The organism is Companilactobacillus sp. HBUAS56275 (genome assembly GCF_036913655.1).
Taxonomy (GTDB): domain Bacteria; phylum Bacillota; class Bacilli; order Lactobacillales; family Lactobacillaceae; genus Companilactobacillus; species Companilactobacillus pullicola.
The window spans coordinates 471,153-494,056 of the sequence record NZ_JAYKKK010000001.1; the positions used below are offsets into that span (position 1 = coordinate 471,153).

Annotated in this window: 18 protein-coding genes; 7 read left to right on the forward strand and 11 right to left on the reverse strand. The window is 36.6% G+C overall.

Translation table 11 applies throughout. The annotated features are described in order from the left end of the window. Positions 1-12: 12 nt before the first annotated feature. The 3 genes from U8526_RS02195 to U8526_RS02205 all read right to left on the reverse strand — a co-directional run bounded on the left by U8526_RS02195 (position 13) and on the right by U8526_RS02205 (position 2,571). Positions 13-882: an alpha/beta hydrolase gene (locus tag U8526_RS02195; protein WP_334340336.1), complete on the reverse strand. Its 870-nt coding sequence runs from the start codon at positions 880-882 to the stop codon at positions 13-15. Next, entirely contained in the window at positions 872-2,113 is a 1,242-nt protein-coding gene (locus U8526_RS02200; RefSeq protein ID WP_334340337.1) for a PTS transporter subunit EIIC, read from the reverse strand. The genes U8526_RS02195 and U8526_RS02200 overlap by 11 nt, the downstream gene beginning before the upstream one ends. 179 nt (positions 2,114-2,292) lie before the next feature. Then, on the reverse strand, positions 2,293-2,571 hold the full coding sequence (locus tag U8526_RS02205) for a hypothetical protein (RefSeq protein WP_334340338.1): 279 nt from the start codon (positions 2,569-2,571) through the stop codon (positions 2,293-2,295). Between the two features lie 249 nt (positions 2,572-2,820). On the opposite strand from U8526_RS02205, the gene U8526_RS02210 reads away from it, so the two are divergent. Further along, positions 2,821-3,990 carry a multidrug effflux MFS transporter gene (locus U8526_RS02210; protein ID WP_334340339.1) on the forward strand — a complete coding sequence of 390 codons (1,170 nt, stop codon included), beginning with the start codon at positions 2,821-2,823 and terminating at the stop codon, positions 3,988-3,990. 122 nt (positions 3,991-4,112) lie between these two features. On the opposite strand, the gene U8526_RS02215 is transcribed toward U8526_RS02210, so the two are convergent. Next, entirely contained in the window at positions 4,113-4,814 is a 702-nt protein-coding gene (locus U8526_RS02215; RefSeq protein ID WP_334340340.1) for an EAL domain-containing protein, read from the reverse strand. Between the two features lie 151 nt (positions 4,815-4,965). Here U8526_RS02215 and U8526_RS02220 point away from each other — a divergent pair, with 151 nt between their 5' ends. Then, the gene (locus U8526_RS02220; RefSeq protein ID WP_334340342.1) at positions 4,966-6,324 is read left to right on the forward strand and encodes an FAD-dependent oxidoreductase; all 1,359 of its coding nucleotides are present in this window, start codon (positions 4,966-4,968) and stop codon (positions 6,322-6,324) included. Between the two features lie 445 nt (positions 6,325-6,769). On the opposite strand, the gene U8526_RS02225 is transcribed toward U8526_RS02220, so the two are convergent. Then, positions 6,770-7,057 carry a bacteriocin immunity protein gene (locus U8526_RS02225; protein ID WP_334340343.1) on the reverse strand — a complete coding sequence of 96 codons (288 nt, stop codon included), beginning with the start codon at positions 7,055-7,057 and terminating at the stop codon, positions 6,770-6,772. Positions 7,058-7,340: 283 nt separating this feature from the next. On the opposite strand from U8526_RS02225, the gene U8526_RS02230 reads away from it, so the two are divergent. From U8526_RS02230 to U8526_RS02250, 5 genes are all read left to right on the forward strand, one after another. Next, a complete protein-coding gene (locus U8526_RS02230) occupies positions 7,341-7,757 on the forward strand; it encodes a hypothetical protein (RefSeq protein ID WP_334340344.1) in 417 nt (138 codons plus the stop codon). A 154-nt stretch (positions 7,758-7,911) separates the two neighbouring features. Further along, complete coding sequence (locus U8526_RS02235; protein ID WP_334340345.1) at positions 7,912-9,042, forward strand: MFS transporter; 1,131 nt, start codon at positions 7,912-7,914, stop codon at positions 9,040-9,042. Between the two features lie 109 nt (positions 9,043-9,151). After that, a complete protein-coding gene (locus U8526_RS02240; protein ID WP_334340346.1) occupies positions 9,152-9,559 on the forward strand; it encodes an iron-sulfur cluster biosynthesis family protein in 408 nt (135 codons plus the stop codon). Between the two features lie 155 nt (positions 9,560-9,714). Then, on the forward strand, positions 9,715-10,122 hold the full coding sequence (locus U8526_RS02245; RefSeq protein WP_334340347.1) for an iron-sulfur cluster biosynthesis family protein: 408 nt from the start codon (positions 9,715-9,717) through the stop codon (positions 10,120-10,122). Between the two features lie 79 nt (positions 10,123-10,201). Next, a complete protein-coding gene (locus tag U8526_RS02250; protein WP_334340348.1) occupies positions 10,202-10,876 on the forward strand; it encodes a YjjG family noncanonical pyrimidine nucleotidase in 675 nt (224 codons plus the stop codon). 159 nt (positions 10,877-11,035) lie between these two features. Here U8526_RS02250 and U8526_RS02255 read toward each other — a convergent pair whose 3' ends face one another. The 6 genes from U8526_RS02255 to yicI all read right to left on the reverse strand — a co-directional run bounded on the left by U8526_RS02255 (position 11,036) and on the right by yicI (position 22,413). Next, a complete protein-coding gene (locus U8526_RS02255) occupies positions 11,036-13,732 on the reverse strand; it encodes a cation-translocating P-type ATPase (protein WP_334340349.1) in 2,697 nt (898 codons plus the stop codon). A 247-nt stretch (positions 13,733-13,979) separates the two neighbouring features. Further along, the gene (locus U8526_RS02260) at positions 13,980-15,230 is read right to left on the reverse strand and encodes a GH25 family lysozyme (RefSeq protein WP_334340350.1); all 1,251 of its coding nucleotides are present in this window, start codon (positions 15,228-15,230) and stop codon (positions 13,980-13,982) included. A 567-nt stretch (positions 15,231-15,797) separates the two neighbouring features. Next, a complete protein-coding gene (locus U8526_RS02265) occupies positions 15,798-17,255 on the reverse strand; it encodes a glycoside hydrolase family 1 protein (protein WP_334340351.1) in 1,458 nt (485 codons plus the stop codon). Positions 17,256-17,258: 3 nt separating this feature from the next. Beyond that, positions 17,259-18,557: a PTS sugar transporter subunit IIC gene (locus U8526_RS02270; RefSeq protein WP_334340352.1), complete on the reverse strand. Its 1,299-nt coding sequence runs from the start codon at positions 18,555-18,557 to the stop codon at positions 17,259-17,261. A gap of 157 nt (positions 18,558-18,714) precedes the next feature. After that, complete coding sequence (locus tag U8526_RS02275) at positions 18,715-19,869, reverse strand: ROK family transcriptional regulator (RefSeq protein WP_334340353.1); 1,155 nt, start codon at positions 19,867-19,869, stop codon at positions 18,715-18,717. Positions 19,870-20,121: 252 nt separating this feature from the next. Further along, positions 20,122-22,413: an alpha-xylosidase gene (yicI, locus tag U8526_RS02280; RefSeq protein ID WP_334340354.1), complete on the reverse strand. Its 2,292-nt coding sequence runs from the start codon at positions 22,411-22,413 to the stop codon at positions 20,122-20,124. Positions 22,414-22,904 lie beyond the last annotated feature (491 nt).

Below are 22,904 nucleotides of genomic sequence, written 5' to 3' on the forward strand. Positions count from 1 at the left end.
ATTTGTTTAAGATTATTGTCCATCCAGAGAAATTGCTCCCTGTCGTCTTTGAAGTTTTTGTTTAGGATCTAAAATATATCGGTTGATCAAATCGATGATCTGATCGTTTTGTGGTAAATCAGAATGCTGTGCATCTGAACCTGAAACGGAAATAGTTGTGAAATGCTTAACTCGTCCCTGATAGATATACTTTCCAGCCATAACACTACCCAAAGGCACCAATCCATCCGAATTATACGTTTCGGTACCAGCAACTGAATAGACACTAAGACTAGCTGGAATCTTATCACGATCATCAATAAAATCAGATAACATCTGCGTCTTATGACGAACTGATTTTTCGTTAAAGTTATAAGGCGAACCAATTGTCATCAATTGCTTAATCTTTATTTGTTCGGAATACTCTGAGTAATAGTTTTCCAAAAAGGCCGTGTAGATCAGACCTCCATTTGAATGTCCAATAGCCTTAAAATTATTGAAATTATATTGCTTAGTCAAAAATTTAAAGGCTGTATTGAACCATTTAGCCTGTTTCTTGATATTGTCATAACCATCATGATTATTTTCGAAACCAACCACGATAACCGGTTCATTGTCGCCACGGCGTAGACTACCAGAAATATGCAACTTATCATCTGTTGTGACTCGAATCTTGATCAAGCTGTGTGGGTGCTTATTATTCTTATTTAATTTTCCAACTAACGTATCAAAGCGATTAACTGAAGCCGAACTTCCCGGAATCATTATGACCGGTGACAATTTGGAATTATGAATTTTAGCCAATTCATTTGTATTTTGATGTGACCAATTCAAGGAAACAATAATCAATGTTGCCGACAGGACAACACCTAAAATCGTCCAAAGCCAAAATTTAATTTTCATCGATATCACCTGCTCTCTGACTGATTCGGTCTGATAACTTCACGAATGGCAGATAGATGAAAACATCAATTATTAATAGAACGGCTCCCAAAATTAAGGTTAGCCAATTTCCATTTGTACCGATAAAAGCAATCAATGGACCTGGAGTACCTGAGGGCACTGGGTATGCTGCTACCGGTATCCAGTGCAAGATGATGAAAAGTGCCGCTACGATCATATTAAATAGTGGCGTAATGATAAATGGTATCAAGAAAACGGGATTGAATAGAACCGGTATTCCTAGCATCATTGAATAATGGCTGTTAAAGATTGCCGGAAATATTGACCATCTCGCAACATTACGATTCCGTCCCTTTTTGGAAAAAATCAAGATAGCAATAATTAACGCTATCATGACTCCACTGCCACCGAAGTTAGCAAAACTATGGAATAGAGTTGTATCCGTAAACTTGTATGGAACATTCCACGATGAACCGGCTTTTAAGGCTGAATTCATATTTGCCATTGCTGGGGCGTCGTTAAATGTAGGTTCATTGCTGAAGGGACCACCAATTGCCATCCACGACAAAAGATCAGTCAAAAAGCCCATCCCTAAAACATATACTAACGAATTGAATGGCGAATGTTCTGTCACAAAACTAGCAACATAAGTTGGTATCTCTAATTTCACAACAAACAATCCTGCCAAATTCAAGATTCCTGAAATCAATAAGACTATGAGAACGGGAAAAATAATTTTATAACGCTGCTTTACCTTTGAATCAGCAAAGCTGACCCAGAGTCGACCACAGAGATATCCGACTATCAGTGCAATTAACATCCCCTGGGACATGAAGAAACGACTGAAGTTTGGCAATCCATCTTCAGTTGGCTGATATGAAATGATTAAAAATGACATCAATCCAATCGCCCCAGCGCTACCGCCATCTTTTTTATATTCTTTAGCCGTAAAATAGGCTATGCCATAAGCTGCATAGAGAGCAATCATATCAATCGTACAGTGAAAGATAACTTCCATGATCCAACTCAGCTCTCGTGAATAAGGTAGCCAAGTAGTGACTCCAAACATTTGTGCCATAAAACCTGTTTTGGTCAAGAAAGCGAACTTGATAACATCGGCAAAACTACCTAGTAGCATAATTGGAAATAACAACGTCAAAGTACTACGTACAGCACTAGCCACCTTAGTGTTGCGGATTTTAGCAAAAGAATTTAATAAACGCGTAACCATGTTTACCCCTCTTAATTGTTCAATGAATGATTTTCATTATTTACCCCATATTATTAACTTCTTTCATTTTTTTATCCATAAAAAATGCCAAAATTATCTGAAAAAGATGATTTTATTTCAAAAAATATTACATAAAAAAATCGAAATCCCACTCACTAGGATTTCGATTTTTTATCTAATTAATATGGTCTTACTTTACTGCCGTAAATCTCATTGCCGTCGTAAACTGTTCCGTTGATAGAGAACTTATTATCATCTAGTAACTTGATGTCACTGCCGATCCAGTACCAGCCTGGTGTCAATGTTGTTAGGCCCAAATGTGGTTGCTGGAAGATATGAGTTTCCATGTAATACAACTCACTCTTGGTAAATCTTACTTGGTCGTTATCATAATTTACTCGTACGTAAAAATTTGGCAACAAAATTACTGACTTAACACGTGGTGTGCCCTCATCCATGTTATCTTCCCCTTTCATCATTTAATAATTTTAATATAGCACTAGTTCCCGGTAACCGCTTTCACTGGGGGGGGAGTGAAAACATCCCTTTTTTATAAAATAATTTGTAAAGTCTTCAAACTTCCTATATCATGGTAAGCATACTTTATAGAAATTAGGTGAAAACCATGGATTTAACTAACATCATGGCTTGTATGCCCGCAAATGATGAAGGACGTTTTTCAGCAAAATAAAATTTAGGAGTCTAAAATGAAAAACGTCCGTAACACCGTACCATCACTTTTATTGATCATTGTTCTGGTTGGATTTCCACAGATCAGTGAATCAATCTTCACACCAGTTCTACCTCAAATCAGTTCCCAAATGAAGGTCACCGCTGGAACCTCGCAATTAACGATGAGTATCTATTTCGTTGCCTTTGCTATTGGAGTACTTTTCTGGGGCCAACTATCGGATAAAATTGGTCGCCGGTTAGCAATGCTAATTGGAATTATCTTTTATCTAATAGGAAACATTGGTTTACTGCTAAGTTCAAACTTCAACTACTTATTAGTAGCTCGCTTTATACAGGCTTTTGGAGCTAGCGTTGGCTCAGTCGTCACTCAAACTATCATGCGTGAAAGTTTTTCTGGTATCGCCAGTACCAAAGTTTTCTCCAAGGTTGGAGCTGCAATGGCCTTATCTCCTGCCTTTGGTCCACTTATTGGAGGCTTAATTCAAACTTACCTTGGTTACAAGAATGTTTTCAGTTTTTTAATTACAATGGCTGTTGCCACTTTGTTATATGCTTACTATCGCTTGCCCGAAACCATCAATCGCGAAAGTATTCAAAAGGTATCCCTGCTCAAAGTCACTTGGAGATTGCTTAAAGATCCCATCGTTTGGGTCTACAGTCTTTTAACTGGTGGAATAAATGGGATTTTCTTCGGCTATTACTCTGAAGCGCCCTTTATCTTCATCAAACATTTTAATTATTCTTCCATTCAATATGGGAGTCTGGGACTAACTTTAGCACTAGCTAGTTTATTAGGTGCTATCTTGGTCAATTTTTTAGCAAAATATTTAAAGGCTGAATATATTGGTTTGATTGGACTGATCTTTAGCAGTATTTCGGCTCTAATCTTGGTCATTAGCCTGCAATTTAATAGTTCTATTCTAATGATTATCGGTTTTTTCTTAATCTTTCTAGGATTAAACACGACTTTGCCGATTGCTTTAAATTTAGCTTTAAAAGGCTACGAAGATGTCATCGGCAGTGCCAGCGGTTTATTCAGTTTTGGTTATTACTTGATTGTCAGTGGCCTAACATATCTGGTCAGTTTCATTCACAATGGAACTATCCTTTCACTACCAATATTTATCCTAGTCACATGTTTGATCATGTTGATTGCGTATTTACCGGTTGCACGTAAAAAATAATTAAAAACAGCATTTATTCGAGACTCGCCATACATAATTTGTATGTTGAAATCCTGGATAAATGCTGTTTCTTTTTGTAAATATACGGAGTACTTGTCATACTCAATTATATTGGATGATTTTTAATCCAATGTCATATTATTATCGTCACCGATCAATGGTAACAATTCAGGTTTTCCGTAATAATACCCTTGACGAAAATCTATATCCAATTTATCACTGATTTTTTCATCCTCACGATTTTCAATACCTTCAAGAATCAAGCGTTGACCGTATTCAGTACTGATTCCTTTCCAAACGCGAAGTTTCTCACGTAACTTAGGATCTTCAATATTACTACGGAAGTTTTGTAAAGCAAATTTCAATTCAGAAGCCAGTGGCAACAGACTGCGAATGCTTTCAAAACTATTATCCCCTGTACCAACGTCATCTAAAGATATTTGCATTCCATGTTCCATAAATTTACGTAAATAAGGAACAAAGGCGGCATCAAAATACTTGTGTGGACCCCTCTCCTCAGTCAATTCAACAACTAACTTCGTTGGATACAGTTGAACCTGACTTTTTATAATTGCCTTAGCCATTTGCGTGTCCATCAATTGTTCACGACTAACGTTTACAGAACAATATGGGACCTTTTTTCCTAAAATTTTAGTCGTCGCTACCAGTAGTTTAGCGTTCACGTTTAAATCAATATCAATGAAAGATTCTGGTAAACGCCACCCCTCTGGAGTCAATTGTTTAATTAAAAGTTCATAACCGAAAATAGAATGTGTTCTTACATCCACTTGTGGTTGTACAAAATAACGATAAATCGTTTTCAATGTTATATGCCCTCTAAAATTTAAAATAAAAACGCTAACTATCCAACAAAATTTATATCAAACGTATATAATGCAAGTATACTATAAGTTTGATATAAAATAGTTTATGAAAATCAATAATACAAAATAAAAGAAAACTCGAGGTAGTTGAATGAAAGTAGCCATAATAGGTTGTACTCATGCGGGAATTTCTGCTATGAACGAATGTCTTAAGTACTATCCAGAAGCAGAAATAACTGTTTATGAACGACACGCCGATATATCTTATCTATCCTGTGCGACATATTTGCACATCGGCGGTGCAGTCAAAGATTTGGGAGACGTTTTTTACGCTAATCCAGAAGAATTTACTAATAAAGGTGTTCACATGCGTATGCAACATGACGTCATCAAAATTGATGGTCAAGCTCACACTATTTTGGCACAAAATTTAAAAACTCGTGAATTCCTTCATGATAAATACGATAAACTCATCATGGCAACAGGTTCTAGAACAAATATTCCTGTTATCCCAGGGATTGAGAATCCTAAAGTTATGCTATGTAAGACTTGTAACCAAGCTCATCAACTACATGAGGCATCCAAAGACAGTCATCGAATCGCCGTCTTAGGTGGTGGCTATGCTGGTGTCGAATTGGCTGAAGGATTTATTAAATCAGGACATGAAGTCATTCTTTTTCAGAAAAACAAACAGCTTTTAGATGAATACGTTGATGCAACTATTTCTGATCGTGTTAAAAAGCTTTTGGAAGAAAATCATGTCACTGTTTTAACTAACGCTAATGTAACTCGTTTTAGCAATACTGACAATAATCAAATTCAAATTTCTACTAAAAACAACGATTATGTTGTAGATATGGTCGCCGTTTCCCCTGGCGTTTTGCCACAATCTGATCTATTAAAGGGGCAAGTTAATATTGCCAAAAACGGTGCTATTATCACCAATGCCTATATGGAAACATCTGATCCCGATATTTTTGCAGCCGGTGATGTCACTGAAATCCAGTATAACCCTACGTTATCTTCCAAATATATTCCATTGGCTTCACATGCCATCAGACAAGGAACTTTAGCTGGAATGAATCTCTTTAAACGTCGTCGCAAATCCATGGGTAGTCAAGCCACTAGTGGTATGTTCCTCTTTGGGCAAACCATTGCTTCTACTGGACTTACTTTAGCCGCTGCTAAAGAAGCTAATTACGATGCTCAAGATGTTTTCTTTGAGGCTAATTATCGCCCTGACTTTATGCCTACTAACACTAAAATAAATATTGATTTGGTTTACGATCGTAAAAGCCGTCGTGTTTTAGGTGCTCAATTTATGAGTTCCCATGAAGTAGCCCAATCAGCTAATACTATCTCTGTTATTATCCAAAATGGTAATACAATTGATGATTTAGCTTATGTCGACATGCTCTTCTCACCTAATTTCGACGAACCATTCAATTATCTTAATCTTGTTGCTCAAAAAGCTATTGATAAGGAGTTTGCTTATTGGGGTATGGATTAACTTTAACTTTCAAATAAAAAATCCTGTATGATTGTCATACGGGATTTTTTTTTGGTTAATAACCATTGTTCTATGTTTTATAGTGGAATGATGCCGTCCTCCACAACAAGAAAATTTGGCTGGAACGCAGGGCGGCCTGGAAGCTAATAAATTTGCACTTTGTGCAAATTCATGGATCTTCAAGCTCGGCCTTTACCTAAGCGATAAATCGCTAAGGTAAATCTCATGGCTGAGCCAATTTTCTTGTTGTTCCGGACTAGTGTGTCGTTATATATTTTTTTCTAATATAGTACAAACAGCATTTATTTAAGGACTCTGGGTACATTCATTTGCTTAATGAATTACTGCTTCTCTAATTATAGAATTCGTACTCTTTATTCCCTTACAAAGAACCAAAAATATCTAAATGTCCACTTAACCCATACCAGTTAAACTACTTTACTATCTATTCCATACCTGTAGGCAATTTTTGATATGCACGACCATGTGTATCATTAATCGTTGCTTGATATAAAGTATCAATAGCAGCTGGGCCGCCGACGTGTCCCATTCCCCAATATTGAAGTGACTTATTTAAGTTGGCAGCTACTTGATGATAGTTGTCGGTAGATTTCAATTGTTTAGCGCTCTTAACTAAAAGGTCCATCAATTCTGAACTTTTTTGAACCTCTTTGTCTTGACTTGCAACATGAATTGCTTGCATTAATGCTTCTGCTGGCTCTACATTTGCCATAATTTAAAATCCCCTTTCTTAACATGTAAAGGTTAACATTACTATATTTTTACAGTCAATACTCACTTGCCAAAACGCCAATCTTTAGTCAAAATATTTGTCTGAAATGATAATCAGTTATTGAACGAAATAGTAGTCAAATCTGTTACGACTTTGACCTATACCAATTGACAATCACTGAGACTATCTCCTTTTTAATTTAACGAGTTATTATGTTCCCCAATAACAGGGTGACACCTAGTTATTAAATACTATTGAATAAATTTATTTAGGGGATAGTCCTATGAAAATATCTAATAAGATTTTATTACTGACATCTCTACTAACAATTGGTTTGGTTCCAACAATCTCAGCATTGCCTGTCCAAGCTGCATCTACGGAATATACTATTAAAAAATTTGACGTTAAGAAGCTTTACTTCTTAATTGGCAAAAACGAATTGGTTAACGCTAAAGATATTAGAATTACTAATGGTAACTCTCCTGATGCTGTTGGAACGACTGTAGTTACCAATACAGATGACTTCAGAGTCGTAGTAACTTCCTTTAAAGCTCCAACGTACGATCTTAAGGGAACTAAGTTATCACGTACCCTGCCACAAGGAGATGCTTATTCCTTGGGAGGTCAAAGCAAACTTACCGAAAAAGCCTATTATAAAGTAGGTTCCAAGCATCTGGTTCCTATGACTGAAGTAGAATAACTATCAAAAAACAACCATCAACTTTGGTTGTTTTTTTAATACCTAATAAGATCTGTTATTTTTAAAATTGTTACTATCCACTTTCAAAAATGTCCGCTAATTAATAAACTTCAATGATAGACTAACCTCTATCAAATTACAGATGAGGTCAATCATGAAGTCTATTAAAACTACTGTTAGTATTCTAAGCCTTTCAACTGTCACCAATGTAACCACTATTATCACTGGTGTTATCCCGCAATTGAAACAGACCTTTCCTGATGTGCCGACGACTATGATCGAATGGTTGGTAACAATCGCCAATTTCAGTGCCTTACTGACAATATTACCCAATCCGTATCTCAGTCGAAAAATAGGCGTCAAAAAAGTAGTTATTACAGGACTGATCATTAGTGCCTTATCAGGAGTCATCCCCGCTTTCAGCAACGATTTTATCTTAATAATGTGCAGTCGCTTTGTTTTGGGATTGGGTGTTGGCCTTTTTTCACCACATGCTATTAGTCTAATCTCCCATAACTATCAAGGAGAACTTCGTGCCAAACTGTTAGGCTATCAAACTGGTTTAACTGCCTTAGGTAACGCTGTTTTACTTGGATTAGCAGGATTATTAGTTGGAATCTGGCATACTGTTTTCGGTCTCTATTTAATTCTTTTTGTAACCGCTATTTTGATTGGTTTATTCGTACCAGAACCGGAAAAGGTCTCTTCTTTCTCTAGTACCAAAACAGTTAGAATCCCTTGGCAAAAGTGGCAATTAGTTATCCTTACTTTTATCACCTACCTACTAATTTGGGGTGTACAACTGAAATTACCTAGTTATTTTGAATTCAAGCATTTAGGCAATCCGCAAATTATTAATTTAACCTTATCAGCTATGAATTTAGGTGGATTAGTTGCTGGACTGTTGTTTGGAATAATCCATAAAAAGATTCATCGATTTACTTTAACATTAGGTTACTTAGGCGCTGCTATATCGGTCTTGGTTCTCTGGACTACCGATATCAGCATTGTCGCCATTATCGCAGCAATCTTTTTTAATTTTGTTTATTCATTCACTGGTCCCTATTTAATTTTCACTAGCAATCAAGGATTAGAGTCTGAACAAATCAATACTCTCAGTAGTTATTTGACTATTTCTACTATTATAAGTGCTTTCTTTGCCCCACTGATCTGGAATTACTTAGGAAAATTTGGTCCACAGACTTTGACCAGCAATGTCCTACTATGGGTCACAATAATCCTATTTGTTATTGCCGCTTTTTCAATTTTTCCTAAAAAGTCGTGAGCAAACTATTTGCCTAACTTTCTAATTTACTGTAAATTAGAAAGTGTAATAAAGGTTGTGTACAAATAGCGATTGCACAATTGATTTGGTAATGGAAAGGATCTTAATTATGAAAATTGACTTTAAAGACGAAGCACTAAAATATTTGGAAGACAAAATTCCAGCTGGAAGTACTGTTATCCTGACAACAGATGATGGTTCCAATAAATACTCCAGTTTAGGTGGAAGTTGTGCCATTGGTGATAAGTTCCAATTAGTTATTTTGAAAGATGCTGATCCTAAATATACTGTTCCAATCGAAAATAATGCAGGCTACAAGATGAGTACAGAAGAACAATATACTGATTTCTTCACGGCCGGATTAAATATTTCACTTTTGCATAATGCTTTAGCCCTTAAAGATAACAGCGGTATTCTTGACGGTGCCCTTTCAGTTGTCGACTGGAGAGACGTCAAACCTGAGACAGATGAACAACGTCATGACAAAATGGTTAAACTTGGCAATCAAATTTGCTAATCAATAATAAGATGTGGTAATTCGCATCTTTTTATTAAAAATAACAAATTGTACACAATTTACTTGTAAACAATTTTAATATGATGTATAGTAATACTTGTAATAAAGATTAAATAAAAGCAACTTTAAATAAATAATAAGCGAGGAAAACAACTATGAAAATTGATATTAAAGACGAAGCACAAACATATTTAAAAGAAAGAATTCCTAGTGGATTTCCAATGATCTTGACAACTGATGATGGTTCCAACAAGTATTCAAGTCTTGGTGGTAGCTGTGCTATTGGTGATAAGTTCCAAATCGTTATTTTGAAAGATGCTGACCCTAACTACACCGTTGAACTTGAAAACAATGCTGGTTATGATTTGAAGACATCCCCTTCTGATGCTGATCTTCTAACAAATGGTCTAAACATTTCCCTATGGCACAATGCCTTAGCACTAAAAGACAATAGTGGTATTCTCGATGGTGCTTTATCAGTCGTTGACTGGAGAAACGTTAAACCTGAAACAGCTGAAGAACGCCGTGCAAAGATGGTTAAGCTTGGCGATCAAATCTGCTAATTAACTCTTAGTAAACAAAAAGACTTAGGACAATCCTAGGTCTTTTTTGGTATAGTTTTAGATATACGGAGGTATCTTTATGAAGTATCCAATTTTACTATTCGATCTCGACAACACAATTCTCGACACTAAGGCTAATGCCGAAAAAGCGCTACATAAATTATCAAAGCAAGTTGATTTCCCTTTCAATGATCAGCAGATTGCCTACTGGCACGAACTCAATGATGGCTTATGGGAAAAATTAGAACGTGGCCAACTCGGACGTGAAGATCTATTGAATTCCCGCTTCCGACTCTACTTTGACCATTTTGGTAAAAATATTGACGGAGCCAAAATGAATAATTCCTATCTCCAACTTTTTAAACTGGAAAATATCCTAATGCCAAATGCCAAGTCAGTACTAGATACTCTCAGTCAGTCGCACAGGATTTTTGCTGTCTCTAACGGTACTAAAGAAAAACAGTACTCCCAACTCAAACGTGCTGATTTATTATCTGACTTTGAAGATCTATATCTATCTGAAGATCTCGGCTATCAAAAACCAGATCCTAATTTCTTTAAAGTCGTCTTTGACAAACTCAAGACCAATCAAGATCAAATGCTTGTTATCGGTGATTCTTTAACAGCTGATATTGCTGGTGCTAACGCTGCTAATTTAGATTCCGTTTGGTTTAATCCTCAAGAAGTGGTTAACCACACTACTACGAAAGCAACTTACGAAATCAATGATTTGCAACAACTACTTAACCTTTAACAATCAAGATAATTTTTTAATCTTATCTTTCATCGTTGGCATAAAAAGCTAAATCACAATAAAAAAACAGTGTCTACTGAGTATTCAAGTTATATTACCTGAATCTCCTAATAGACACTGTTATTTTTTTGTTAAAAATTCTGATTCAATAAACTCACATTACTTGACATTACGGGCACGACGTTGGAAGAATTTAACAATTTCAACGACAAGTACCATTAGAATACCTGCACCTAAAACAATTGACCATTGTAATAAGTTTAATTCTGTTACGTGGAACAAGCCATTGAAACCAGGTACTAAGATAGTTGCGGCAACCATGATGAATGAAGCAGCAATCCCAATGTTAAATACTTTATTCTTAAATGGATGTACTTTGAAGATTGATTGGTAAGTTGATTTAACGTTAAAGGCATGGAATAGCTGAATCAAAGCTAATGTTGCATAAGCCATTGTTAAAGCATCAGCGTGCATTGCGGCATCATTTGCATGAACTGGGAATGCAATTGCCAAGCCGTAGACACCTAGTGTGATCAAGCCTTCTAGGATACCTTGGTAAACAATTGAAGTGCCAATTCCGCCACTTAAGAAACTTGATTTTCTACCGCGTGGTTTTCGGTCCATAATTCCTGGTTCAGTTGGTTCAACACCTAATGCAATCGCTGGGAACGTATCAGTAGCTAGATTGATCCACAATAACTGGACTGGTAATAAAATATCCCATCCCAACAGTGTCATCATGAATAATGTTAATACTTCACCCAAGTTAGCTGACAGTAAGTATTGAATCGACTTTTGAATATTTGAGAAGACCTTTCGCCCTTCTTCAACTGCGACAATAATCGTAGCAAAGTTATCATCAGCTAGAACCATATCGGAAGCACCTTTAGAAACTTCAGTCCCTGTAATACCCATTCCGATACCAATATCGGCCGACTTCAAGGCTGGAGCATCATTGACACCATCACCAGTCATAGCTACGACTTTACCTTTATTTTGCCAGGCACTGACAATTCTAACTTTATGTTCTGGAGAAACTCGTGCATAAACTGAATATTGATTAACCTTTTTAGCAAACTCTTCATCACTCATTTGATCTAGCTGGGCACCAGTAACAACGGCAGCGTCATCACCTGGTTTGATAATACCCAGACGTCCAGCAATAGCTTCAGCAGTATCTTGATGATCACCAGTAATCATAATTGGTCTGATACCGGCTTTTTTAGCGTCAACAACCGCTTGGGCAGCTTCAGGACGTTCCGGATCGATCATTCCGACTAATCCTGCAAAAATTAAATCATTTTCTACATTTTCAGAATCTACAGTATCAGGAATTTGATCAATAACCTTATATCCCATTGCCAAAACACGTAAGGCTTGTACGGCCATACCTTTATTCTGTTTCAAAATTTCAACTCTATCAGCTTCAGTAAAATCACGTACTTCATTCGCCGTAGCTTGAATTTTTGTAACGCGTTGCAACAACATATCTGGTGCGCCTTTGACAGCTACCAAAAATTTATTATCCGGCAATTGATGAATAGTTGACATCAATTTACGTTCAGAATCGAATGGTACTTCGGCTACACGTGGCTCTTTAGCTAACTCATCTTCAACTTGATAGCCATGATCAAAACCAAATTGAATCAAGGCTGTTTCAGTGGGATCGCCGACTAAAACATCGTTACTTTGAATCTTAGTATCATTACTAAAAGTCATAACTTGTAACACTTTGTCAGAACCTGAAATTTCAGCTGAAGCATCTTGTAATTGTCCATATTGATAAACTTTTTCAACGGTCATCTTATTTTGCGTTAAAGTACCAGTCTTATCTGAAGCAACAATATCCGTGCTACCTAAAGTTTCTACAGCCGGTAATTTACGAACGAGCGCTTTTCTCTTGGCCATTCTAGTTGTACCTAAAGCTAAAATGATTGTAACAATAGCCGGTAAACCTTCAGGAATAGCAGCAACCGCCAATGAAATGGCCACTAACAACATATTGATAACCAATTCATTCAATGGCAACCCTTCACTATTATTAAAGATACCAACGGCAAAGATCACCGCCGCAATAACTAAAATTAACCAAGTTAACGTTTTTCCTAATGAATTCAAATTATCTTGTAATGGTGTACTTGTATCTTCAGCTTTATTGATCAAACCGGCAATTTGACCGACTTCAGTATCCATACCAGTTGCTACAACAATACCGACGCCACGACCATAAGTCACATTACTGTTCATATAAGCCATATTGACACGATCACCCAGAGGTATATCCTCATCTGGTAAAACTTCATCAGATTTATCAACGGGAACAGACTCACCAGTCAAAGCTGACTCTTCAATTTTCATGGAAGCGGAATCTAACAAACGAATGTCAGCTGGCACAATATCACCGGCTTCTAGCAAGACGATATCGCCGACAACTAAATGTTCGCTACTAACGGTGTCCAATTTCCCTTTACGCCTTACATGAGCTTCGGGTGTCGACATTTCCTTTAAGGCATCAATAGCTTCTTCGGCTTTCGACTCCTGAAAGACACCGAACACAGCATTAATAATAACGACAGCTAAAATTAAAGCCGCATCCGACCATTCCTTTGCCACCACTCCGGATATTAGAGCAGCTATTAATAAGACAATGATCATAAAATCCTTGAACTGATCCAAGAAACGTTGCACAATATTTTTGCGTTTTCCTTGAGCCAGAGCGTTAAGACCATTCTCATTTAAAAGTTTTGAGACTTGCTGGCTATTTAATCCATCCTCACTTGTATTAAATTTTTTCAGCAAGGTTTTCTTGTCTAATGCATAATCTCGAGAACTATTTTTTGATTCGACTTGTTTCATAACTACCCCTTCTTTCTTATAAAAAAAGAGACTTGCACGCCAAATATGCGCACAAGTCTCACTAATTAAGACAAAACCAGAGCTACGTCTTGTTGACGATTTTGTCACAGCAACCTGCAAGTTACTCCCTTGTTGTAAATTCATTATAATTGAATCAAGTGTTTAAAGCAAAGGACAAGTTAATTAATTTTCCATAAAAAGAAGACATTGTGAAAATTCACAATGTCTTAAATAATCTCAAAATTTATTAGGCCGCAACATAAGTTGAGCTGACCCATTCATTTGTAGCAACACGATAATATGTCACACCATTTACAACTTTTGTTTGGTCAGTCTTCCATGATGTATTATTACCTAAAACTTCATTAGTGATTTCCTTCATTGTACCATCACTTTGTAAGGCAACTAGTCTTACATAAGATGAAGAAGGATTGTTTACCTTAATGACATCGCTACTGGATGTGCTTTCGGAACCGCTATTTGTAGCAGCTGATGAACTGTTACCTTTTACATAGTTAGCGGCAACCCATTCGTTTGTAGCAACGCGGTAATATGTCACACCATTTACAATCTTAACTTGATCAGTTTGCCATGGAGTGTTGTTACCTAAAGCACGGTTAGTTATACGTTGCATTGAACCGTCACTTTGAAGTGCCATTAAAGGAACGAAATTACTAGAAGTATTATTTACGGTAATTACATCTTTGCTGACACTGGCACTGTTTGAACCACTATCTGTTGCAGCTGAACTGTTTGAACTACTGCTGTTATCTGTTGTAGTAGTTGTGGTTGAGCTAGAAGTACCTGGTGTTGAATAACTAGTAAAGTAGTTATCATAAAGTTCAGAAACGTCGAAGTTTCCATAACTTCCATTGAACGTGTATGAACTTGACCATTGCCATGCATGCTCAGAAGTATACCATTCTTGACCTGATGGACTATATGGATAAGATGCAATCCAACCTTGTCCAACTGTCATGACTGAACCAACCCATGATCCCATAGTATAAATAACTGAACGGTAACCATATTTGGCAACTTCAGTCATAAAAGCAGCGTTGTTAGCATCATTTTGAGCAGTAGATAAACCACTTTGCTCAGAACTCTCAACATCAGTTGCTAAAACAGCACCACTTGGTAAACCATCTGCTTGAGCAATTTTGGCAGCGTAGTCAGCTTCGGCTTTAGCACCACTGACTGTACTGTATCTGGCATAATGATATCCGTTAACATATAGACCGGCAGACTTGGCAGCTGAGATGTTACCAGCAGCAGTTGAATCCTTGAAAGATGTACCTTCACTAATCTTGGTAACTATCGCCTTAATACCATAGTTATCATGCATATCCTTAAAGTTAGCAACGGTCATCGCCCCATTGTTATTGGATACATCAACCATATCAGCACGCGCAGCTTGGACATTAGTTGCACACACAAAAAATAAAACCAACGACATTACTTTAGTGAGCGCTACAATAATTCTTCTCTTTAAAGCCATAATTCCCTTCTCCCTTTCGTTGCCATCGCAACAAAATAAATTATAGAGCAGAAAATTTGACAAATGTGGAAAGTTACAGTTTTGTTTACTGAAAGTAACTGTTTTGTAACAAAAAATTTAAATTTAATCATTTATATATTGATAATTATTATTTATGTTAATAAAAGAGTGACGATATTAACTAATATTGATGTAACTTGCCGTCAGTAGTAAAAAATCTGTGGGCCGCTGGAACGTGGTGGACACGACTTAGAGCTAATAATTCCGCACTTTGTGCGTAATCATGGATCTCTAAGCTCGGTCTTATACTAACCTTGCTCCGCAAGCTAAGTATAATGGCACCACTGAGGGCCCACAGATTTTTTACTACCGACTAGATTGCTGATGAGTTTGGAAAATAGTTGAGTTCATTAAATATGCGAATATATCTAAATATTTGTTTTAACAATTGTTACTTCTAATATCCAAGTAATCAAATACAATATTATTCTAAAATAAAAAATGGCCACTATTAGATATTCAAGACATATATGTACGCTTGAATCTCTTAATAGTGGCCATTCTTATTTAAGAATTTTTTTCTATAAAGTCACGATACCAATAAAAGCTCTTCTTTGGGATACGTGTTAGATTCTTAGAACTATCATCGTCTCGATCAATATATACGAAACCATAACGTTTCTTATATCCATTTAACCAACTTAATAAATCGGTAAATGACCAGGCACAGTAACCAATGATATCTACTCCATCGGTCAAGGCTCGTTGCATTTCTGTAATATGTGTCTGTAAGTAGTCAATTCGATACTGATCATTGACGATATTGCCGTCTTCTAATTTATCCTGTGCACCTAAGCCATTCTCGGTCACCATTATCGGTAACTGATATTTTTCATAAACTCGACGTAAAGATATTCTAAATCCGACGGGATCGATTTCCCATCCCCATTGAGTCTTATGCAAGTAAGGATTTTGAACGTTATTAAACATTGCCATTTCTGGAGTCTGAGCTTGTGTATCTTTTGGTTGCATTAGGTACGGATCGGTTGTAGAAAAATCCTTTTCATGTTGGTCGGTCTTATCGGGATGTTCGATTTGATTTTGTTGAAATGTCCCCCCATGATAATAATTAATTCCCAAAAAATCTGGTTTAGCCGATTTCAACAATTTCTTATCATCTAATGTTACTTCCGGGGCTATCCCTAATTCTTTCAGGTGATTCATTACTAATGCTGGATACGTTCCGCGGCAATAAACATCTAACCACCAATTATTATTGAAATCATCTGCGTTATCTGCCGCTAAAACATCGTTGGGGTCTGCTGTTATTGGATAAGTTGGACCATATCCAAAGCTAGGGCCAATTTTGCCATCCGGAACCATTCGATGAAATAAATTAATAGCCTCCGCATTTGCCAGATTAACAATGTGATTAGCTGCATACATCCTTTTAACATCACTGATATTAGGTGGATGAGAAGCCCAACGATACCCCATTGCTGTAAAAACATTTTGTTCGTTAAATGTTACCCAATATTTAACACGATCACCGAATTCTTTAAAGACGACCTGACAGTATTTTTTAAAGGCTGCAATAGTTTTTCGAGATTCCCAGCCACCATATTTATCCTGTAAGGTTTGCGGAATATCCCAATGATATAGAGTAACTACCGGTTCAATCTGATTCTTTTTCAATTCATTGATCAAATTGTCATAAAACTTCAAACCAGCAGAATTGATCTCACCCTCGCCATCAGGAATAATTCGGGACCAAGCAATCGAAAAACGATAAGCTTTCAAACCCATTTCTGCCATCAAACGAACGTCTTCTTTATAGTGATGATAGTGGTCAACTGCTACATCACCATTAGTGCCATGATAAGTTTTTCCTGGAATTTTGGAAAAAGTATCCCAGATGGAAGGACCTTTGCCATCTTCATCAAAAGCTCCTTCGATTTGGTATGCGGCCGAGGCTGCACCCCAAAGGAAACTTTTAGGAAATTTTTTTAATTTTTGATAATACATTCATTAGGCTCCCTTTACAGAAGGATCAATATTGACTGATTCATCTGATGCTGACTTCTTTTTATCAGCTTCTTCGGCCTCTTCGACCTTTAATTCTTGACGATCTAGAACCTTGAAGAATGGATAGTAAGCAGCAACCGCAATGATCAATTCAATTAATTGCCAAACAGCTGCACGCCAATCTCCACCAGTCATAAGGAATCCACTGATAACAGTAGGTGTTGTCCAAGGAACTTGAGCAACGATCATACTAATAACGCCAAACTTCATAAGATAATATGTAATAAATTCTAGAACCATTGGTGTGACAATAAATGGAACCATCAACGTAGGATTCAAAACAACTGGTAAACCGAACATAATAGGTTCACTAATATTAAATACTGAAGGCATAAATCCTAAATTACGCATAGCCTTGTAACGCTTACTCTTAGCAGTAAACATGCAAAGAACTAATCCCAAAATTGCACCTGTACCACCAATTGTTAGTCCAAAGTTCAAGAATCCATCAGCAGCAATATGTACTGGTGCATGACCTTTAGCTACAGCGTTGATATTAGCTGTTAAGAAACTTAGGAATACTGGTGTGTAGATACTTCCGATAACATTCGTACCATGAACACCAACGACCCAAAGTGCAACAACTAAGAAGATAGCTAATTCAATTCCCCAAATGCTATCTAGTCCGACAACAAGTGGTGAGAAGATAAGTTGGATAACTGAGTTGATATTAACATGTAAAACAACTCTGACCAACCAAACAAGGAACAAAGCAATTGAGCCAGGAATCAAAGACGAAAATGATTTGGCAACTGCTGGTGGAACTGAATCGGGCAATTCAATTGTCCAATTACGAGCAACACAGAAACGAATAATTTCACTAGTAATAATACAAATAACAATCGCTGTAAAAATACCGCCAGAACCTAGATCAGCGGGATCAATTGTTAATTTGTCATTCAACATGGCTAACAAGAAAGCAACAGTAGGAATAACTGTTCCTGTCATTGTATCCAATTTATTAGCTTTTGCTGATTGATAACTAATTCCCATAGCAACGATTAAAGCTAAAATACCAAAAGTAACTGTAACTGCGGCATTTAAGTAACCTGAAATAGGTTTGATGAAATCAGCCCACCATGTAAATGGTAAGTTTGCCACAATCATAAAAATACTTCCAAAAATAGTAAACGGAATCGTAATAATCATTCCGTCACGAAGAACAACCATATACTTCAGATTTCCAAATTTTGCTAAAGCTGGCAAAAATTTATTTTGGAATCCAGAAATAATACTCTTCATAAATAACCCTCCAATTCAGTTAGTTTTTTTATTAAAAGAACTAACTAGAATGTAACCGTTTTCCAGAGAAACGTCAAGCCTCTTTTTAGTAGTTTTTTACAATTTGTTCGAAAAAATAACAAAAAAAGAAGACTGATTAAAGAATACAGTCTTCTTTTCACTCACCTACAGTGGGCATTGTTCTATTTTTAAATTGTAAATCAGCGTCAGGAAGTTCCAAAATACTTCTAGTTATCATGGCACATCCCCCTAGCAAACTGTTGTTATTTACGTTACTAGCAACTTCGATATCGACAGGATGATCCAAAACTTGAGACAGTTTTTCTTCAATTTCTTTCAAGAGTTCTGGAACTGATTGCAAAATTCTGGAACTGACAACTACCTTTTCAGGATCAAATAGCAGAAAGAGATTTTGAAGAATAATAACCATACTAGTTTCAAAATTTTTCAAAATTTCTTGGACTGTCTCATCACCCAAATCATACCACCGACGAATATCCGCAATTACGACTGAGGTTTGTTTCAAAGTCTGAATTTCTTTAAAGACAGCCCTATCAGAACCAACTTCTTCCAAAGAAACCATATTCTCACTGCCTAAGCCATAATATCTAGCTGCACCGATTTCTCCAGCTTGACTGATCGTACCAGTGTAAAGCTGTCCTGCAATAATCGATCCTACTCCAATTTGGTCAGTCAGACTCAAAGCAAGGGCATTCTTAATTGTTCCTCCCGAAAAATCCTTTATAGCTAAAGCAGCTAAATTGGCCTCGTTCTCTAACAATACAGGAACGTTAAAGCGACTTTGCAGAATTTGCACTAAATCGTATTGAGCCAAATCTGGACTCAACGCCTTCACAATATGGTTATCCTTCACCACCCCATAGATTGCAACCGAAATCCCCATCAAGTCGGTATCATCCAACGTTGACAACTTAATCGCTTGGTATAGAGCTAAAAGCTGTTGTGAAGCATCTTTGCCATCAATTGGAAACTCTTGATAATTCACGATACTGCCATCTAACCAATTAGTCATACAACTGATTGTGGCTTGATTGATCTTAGTATTGATCGTATAACCAGCTTGAGCATTGAAATTCGTCAAAACCGGCTTACGACCGCCACTACGGGTACTATTTCCCTGACCAATATCATAAATCAAATTATCATTAGCCAACGTTGTAAAAATATTATAAACTGTCGACTTCGTTAACCCCAGTTTCTTTGCTACGGCAGCTCGAGAAGTTGGTGTCTGATTAAACACTTCGCGTAACACATTCAATTCATTTATTCTTCTAATAGTTAATCTATTCATTTGGTATTCCTTCTCAAAAGCTTTGACATAAATAATTTAATAAACCTAATTACATACTACATATGTATAGACCAGTCGGCAACTATTAGCTAAAAAAGAGTGGAACATAACATGCTCAGCCTTCGAGCATTAAGGGAAATAGGACCAAGTAATCGTTCTTTGATTACTTGGTCCTATTTGTTTTTGTTCCACGTTTATACTACAAATTTAGAGATAAAGATAGTTATATCCCAATCTGTTTATCAAAATTTTTTATTTCAAATCAAATGAAGCCTGACTATCTTTCAATTCAGTTTCTATAACTTTTTCATTCTCATGTAAATATACTCTTACTTCACCCTTAACACCAACAGTTGAAACTTTAACTTGTTGGCCTTTTCTTTGTACTTTAATAGAAGCTGCCTCTAAGCCTTTAGAACTAACAATATTAGTTGAGACAGAGCCCTCCTTAATTTGATACAAATGAATATCGACATCCTTGGTGTAATCATATTCAGCATGGATTGCTTTTTCATTTCGTACCAAAATAGTATTTTCACGTACCAAAACTGGCAAACTTAATTCATCGAATACTTCATTTAGCCATTCACCCGAACTAGGGGCATCGTAAACTTTATTATCCAAAAGACTCGTCCACTTACCTCCTGGCAAATAGAAATGAGCTTTGCCTTGATCATTAAAGATAGGAGCAACTAAAATCTGTGATCCAAACATATATTGAGTTGCTAAGTCATAAACATTAGGATCATTTTCAAATTCTAAGAACATTGGTCTCATCAAAGGATTACCAAACTTAGCATCATAAGCTGACTGTGTATAAAGATATGGCATCAATGACAATTTCAAATCAACGTAACGTTTAGTATTTTCAACAGCTTCCTGATCAAAATTCCATGGTACACGATAGACATTGCTTCCATGATAACGACTATGTGACGATAATAAGCCAAATTGTGTCCAACGTTTATATAAATCTGGTGTTGGACGGTCATCACCATCTTCAAATCCCCCAATATCATGACTCCAGAATCCAAATCCTGATAATAGGAATGACAGGCCTCCGCGTAAAGTATCGCGCATGGAGCTATAGTTGGATAGACAATCGCCACCCCAGTGTACTGGATATGATTGTGAACCCGCAGTTGCTGAACGAGCAAAGACTACAGCTTCTTTCTCGCCTTTAACTTCGGCAATAATATCATAGACAGCCTGGTTGTATTGCAATGTGTAGTAGTTGTGCTCCTGTTGAGGATCAGAACCATCAAAGAATTGAACATCATCGACTGGGATTCTCTCACCAAAATCAGTCTTAAAGCAATCTACACCCATATCTAAGAGTGTTTTCAATTTACTCTGATACCACTTTTTAGCTTCGGGATTAGTGAAATCAACGAATCCATTGCCTGCTTGCCACAAATCCCATTGCCAGACATCACCATTCTTACGCTTGATCAAATAGCCTTTCTCTTTAGCCTCTTTAAACAGTGGTGACTTCTGGGCAATATATGGATTTAACCACACACATACCTTTATGCCACGGTTATGAATTTTTCTCAATAAACCTTCTGGATCAGGGAACTGCTCTTTATCCCAGGCTAAGGTACACCATTCGAATCCTTTTTGCCAGAAGCAATCAAAGTGAAAGACATCTAAAGGAATATGATGTTCTTTCATACCATCAATAAACTTTAGAACAGTTTCTTCACTATAGTCTGTTGTAAACGAAGTACTCAACCACAATCCAAATGACCATGCTGGTGGCAAATTGATTTTTCCAGTTAATTGAGTATAGCGGTGCAATACCTCTTTAGGCGTAGGACCGTAGATTACATAATACTGTAGAGATTGACCTTCAGTACTAAATTGAACTCGATCAACATTTTCTGAACCTACTTCAAACGAAACTCTCTGTGGTTCATCTACGAAGACACCATAACCATTACTGCTCAAGTAAAATGGGATATTCTTGTAAGCTTGCTCACTACCAGTACCGCCATCTTGATTCCAAGTATCGACTGTCTGTCCATTTTTAACAAAATTACCAAAACGTTCACCCAGGCCGTATATCTTTTCATCGATTCCCATTGATAACTGTTCACGCATATAACTTTGTTTCTTATCACGGTTATATATGACTCCCTGAGCCTTTTGCATCGACTCAGTTACTAATTGACCATTGGCTGTAAATTTCATTAAGAAATCATCTCTCAGTGGCAATGAGACCTTCAAATCTCCACTTTCTAATGAAGCATTTTTTTCGTCGACTTGGATATTTATTTGAGGATCCAAATTATTGATTTTAAAACTGGGACCATGATCTTCAGTATCAAAATGTTCCAATTTAACTCCAATAACATTCTTTACGGGCGAAGTTAAAGTAATCGTTGTTGCCCCTAAGTTTAATTGGTCACCTCTACTTAGAACTCTTTTGAAAGGAGCAAAAACTTTTAAACTGTTCCCTTCCTTATGTGCATCATAAGCTTCCATTGGTGAATCAATTTGATACTCCTCACGATTCATCCAGTATCCATTTGTAAATTTCACTAATCAGAGCCTCCTCATTAATATAATTTCAGTTAGTTTTTTTAAACAAAAAACTAACGATAACGCTTACATTATATACATGTGTGTCTCGTTATTCAAACCCTTATGCAAAAAAATATAAATTATTATTTAAAATAACTTTTCTCTATTCTGATTGGTATAAATTTCCCGTCCTCCGCAGAAATTGGGAATGCTGTTGGAACGCTATGGGCGCGATTCGGAGCTAATTATTTTTCACTCCGTGCAAAATAATGGATCTTCGAAGTCGGCCTCATTGTAAATGGCAAAGCCATTAACAATGATTTCATAGCTGAACGCATTCCCAATTTCTACTCCGGACTAAAGAGTACTTCTATTGTTTGATTTGAGAAAAAATATTTAATCCAATGCTCTTTCCGCTTTAAAGATTACCTTTAAATTAAAAGAAATATCTACATAACCATAGCTTTCACCTAAATTTACATAAAACCAAATACCATTCAAATCCTACA